We start from the raw sequence: 3,390 nt of genomic DNA, 5'->3' as shown, positions 1-3,390 counted from the left end.
TAGATGCGCAAGTAACAAAAACACTACCAGAAAGGCAACTAGCTAACGGTATTGTTGATGCGTTTGTGCATGTAATGGAGCAATATCTCACGTTTGACCACGGTGCCAAAGTACAAGATCGTTTCGCTGAAGGTTTATTGCATACACTCATCGAAGAAGGTCCGCGCGTGTTTGCTGAGCCTGACAATATGGACGTTCGCGAAAACTTAATGTGGTCTGCAACCATGGCATTAAACGGCCTAATTGGTGCTGGTGTACCACAAGATTGGTCGACCCATATGTTAGGCCATGAAATTACTGCGCTTTATGGTTTAGACCATGCACAAACATTGGCTATTGTGTTGCCACGTATGATGCATGCAATGCGCCAGCAAAAAGAAGCTAAATTACTGCAATATGCTGAACGTATTTGGGGTATTTCAGAGCAAGATAATGACACAACCATTAATCTAGCAATCGAAAAAACCGAGGCATTTTTCCACTCAGTAAACATGCCAACTCGCTTTAGCGATTACCAATTAGGCGAAGAAATTGTGGATGCGATTGTTGAGCAACTTGAACGACATGGCATGACTGCTCTAGGTGAAAACCAACAAGTCACTCTCGATATTAGCCGTGATGTACTTAAGGCATCACTCTAAAGACAAGCTCTAACTGAAAACCCAGTTAGAGCTTTAATAAAAAGAACACCACTAAACTTACAACCGTAGTGATATATAAATTCTTAAAGCGATATGCCAGCAACACCGCCACACAGGCAGCGATTAAATAGGGATTATTAAGAGAAATTGCCAGCTTGCCTTCTTGCACAAACACAATCGGCACCCAAATTGCGGTTAATACACAAGGTGCACTAAAGCTTAAAAAGCGTTGCATTTTCGGGCCGATGCTAAAAGGTAGGCGTTTAGATAAAAATAAAAAGCGCGTTGTAAAAGTAACGCATGCCATCAGCAAAATAATTTCTATCACTTTTCACCTCGCTTGCTTTCAAGCACATAACCTACACTCATGCCAAGCAAGGCCGCAAAAATCAGCCCTAATTCAAAATGCCACAACTTAAAAACCACAATGCTAATTGCCGAAGTTAAACATGCTAATAACGTTGGCCAGTTAGTAATGCTCGGTATCACTAAAGCAATAAAAATGGATGCTATAGCAAAATCTAAGCCCAGCTGAGTTAAGTCAGGTAGCATCGCGCCTGCAACAACACCAATCAAAGTCCAAATATTCCACGCAATATAAAAACTACCACCAGCAACTAACGCATATACTAAGCGAATTTTGCCTTGATAGGCGCGCCTGTGATGCGAAAACGCAAACAGCTCATCAGTTAATAAAAAACCTAAGCTTAATCGCCATTTTAGCGGTTTATCTATCAGCTTGTGACGCACACTTAAACCATACAAAAAATGACGCGCGCTTATAATAAAGGTGGTAACTAAAATGGTGATAAGTGACGCATTGCCAACAATCAACTCAATTGCCACTAACTGCGCTGAGCCTGCAAAAACTAACAGCGACATTAACTGTGCTTCTAATGGGCTAAACCCCGATTGCACGGCGAGTGAGCCACACAAAATTCCCCATGGAATGACCGCCAGATTGAGCGGTAACATGTCCCAAAAACCTTTAGCGATAGCTGTTTTCATACACTTACGGCCTTACAATATAGTTTAGGCGTTAACCCCATATTCTTTTTAAAATAACGGTGAAAATGACTTTGATCGTAAAAACCAACCGCCAATGCAACCTCATTAATAGCAAGCCCAGAGCGTAACATTTGCTTTGCCCGATTGACACGAAATTGCGTTTGATAAACATGAGGGGTCATGCCCGTTTCCGCTTTAAATTGTCGAATAAAGTGAAAGGGGCTCATATTGGCAATTGCAGCCAGCTCCGTAAGACTCATATTATCGAAGTAATAATCTCGCAAGTAATCAAGCGCTGTGGCTAATTGTGGTTTCCGCGATGTAGCACGCAAGCAAAATGAACGCTTATTGTGGCGAGTTATTAAATTAATCAGTAACTGATAAAGCGCAGACTGTTTGGCTAATGTACTTTTTTCGCTTGTGAGTAAGTCAAAGGTAAATGCCATTTGCTTTGCTAACATTGGGTCGAATACCACCGCCTTCTCAAAATAAGGGGCACCTAGTTGCGTTTCGCCAATGCCATCAGTCAAGCCTTCAAATAATTCAGGCGTTGGGTACATAGCACGGTAACCCCAACCTTGTTCAGTAGCCGTTTGGCCATTATGCACTTGGTCGGCGTTAACTAAAATAATGCTGCTTGTTGGCGCCACATGGTTGGCACCACTTCTAAAAAAACGTTGGGCGCCGTTTTCAATTAATCCAATGGTGTAACCTTCATGACTATGGCGAGCAAAGTTTTGCTGCTTATATTGAGCATGCAGTACTTCTAAGCCATTTAGTTCATGATGATATTGAAAAACCGTCTTTTCCATTGGTGCCGCTTATTATGAATCTACTCTATGTTTTCAAAGGTGCTTTAGCACCTCAAAGGACGTTACTAAAAGCCCAGTATAGCTAACTACATTTTTAAAAATTGTACAAAATTGCTCGATAGCATTTTTATTGGTGTTTAACGTATTTACTTACCGAATCTATCTGATTTATGGCAACATATCTTTATTCTTATGTAAGTTATTGAAGAATATTGTCAGGGGGCGATATGCAAAAAACACAAGTATGGGATGGATTTATTCGCTTTTTCCATTGGAGTATGGTCGCACTGATCGCACTACTTTATTACTCGGCTGAAAATAGCCTTATGGAATTACATTTTGTAGCGGGTTTTAGTTTGCTTTCATTATTAGCAACACGTCTTATTTGGGGCTTTATTGGTAGTGATACGGCAAAATTATCTGCATTAATTCACTCACCTAAAAACACGCTAGCAGCCATCAAAGGTGCAGCCCAAGAAACCCCTGGCCATAATGCGGCCGGCAGTTATATGGTGATCGCGTTTCTCATTCTATTAGTAACACAAGCAGTCACAGGACTGATGACCACCGACGACATTATGTATGACGGCCCTTTAGTCGCAATGGTTAGCGGTGATTTATCGTCTCTTGCTGGCAGCTTGCATCATCAAATATTCGACTGGATATTAATTGCAATTGCGCTACATATTACAGCGATTGTGGTTTATAAACTGAAAGGTAAAGCGCTCGTTCCCCCGATGATCACTGGCAAAACAACAGAAAGTTACAAACAAAATGCCAAAATGAAGAGTGGATGGGTAGGTTTTGCGATTTTTTGTGTGTTATTAACCGCTCTACTTACGACTTGGGGTGCTGAGTCAGTTAAAACATTACTAAGCTAACTGTTAACATTAACAGATATAGAGTTGCATTAAAAAGGTCAGCACTTG

Annotated in this window: 5 protein-coding genes; 2 read left to right on the top strand and 3 right to left on the bottom strand. The window is 41.1% G+C overall.

What is annotated here, in order from left to right; all coding sequences use genetic code 11:
• Positions 1–641, top strand: a 641-nt coding sequence (locus ABYD77_RS18390) for an iron-containing alcohol dehydrogenase (protein ID WP_372771547.1), incomplete at its 5' end; no start/stop codon positions are given.
• Between the two features lie 25 nt (positions 642–666).
• On the opposite strand, the gene ABYD77_RS18385 is transcribed toward ABYD77_RS18390, so the two are convergent.
• From ABYD77_RS18385 to ABYD77_RS18375, 3 genes are read right to left on the bottom strand one after another with little or no spacing between them, the layout of a single operon-like run.
• Complete coding sequence (locus tag ABYD77_RS18385; protein ID WP_038638550.1) at positions 667–969, bottom strand: AzlD domain-containing protein; 303 nt, start codon at positions 967–969, stop codon at positions 667–669.
• On the bottom strand, positions 966–1,649 hold the full coding sequence (locus ABYD77_RS18380) for an AzlC family ABC transporter permease (RefSeq protein ID WP_372771546.1): 684 nt from the start codon (positions 1,647–1,649) through the stop codon (positions 966–968). Before ABYD77_RS18380 ends, ABYD77_RS18385 begins: the two co-directional genes overlap by 4 nt.
• Positions 1,646–2,461, bottom strand: coding sequence for an AraC family ligand binding domain-containing protein (locus tag ABYD77_RS18375; RefSeq protein ID WP_372771545.1), 816 nt, complete (start codon positions 2,459–2,461; stop codon positions 1,646–1,648). Before ABYD77_RS18375 ends, ABYD77_RS18380 begins: the two co-directional genes overlap by 4 nt.
• Before the next feature lie 227 nt (positions 2,462–2,688).
• Here ABYD77_RS18375 and ABYD77_RS18370 point away from each other — a divergent pair, with 227 nt between their 5' ends.
• Entirely contained in the window at positions 2,689–3,342 is a 654-nt protein-coding gene (locus tag ABYD77_RS18370; RefSeq protein WP_372771544.1) for a cytochrome b/b6 domain-containing protein, read from the top strand.
• The last annotated feature ends 48 nt before the right edge of the window (positions 3,343–3,390 follow it).

Origin of the sequence: Pseudoalteromonas sp. (assembly GCF_041629635.1) — a bacterium.
In the GTDB taxonomy this organism is placed as follows: domain Bacteria; phylum Pseudomonadota; class Gammaproteobacteria; order Enterobacterales; family Alteromonadaceae; genus Pseudoalteromonas.
This window is presented reverse-complemented; position numbering and strand designations above follow the sequence as displayed.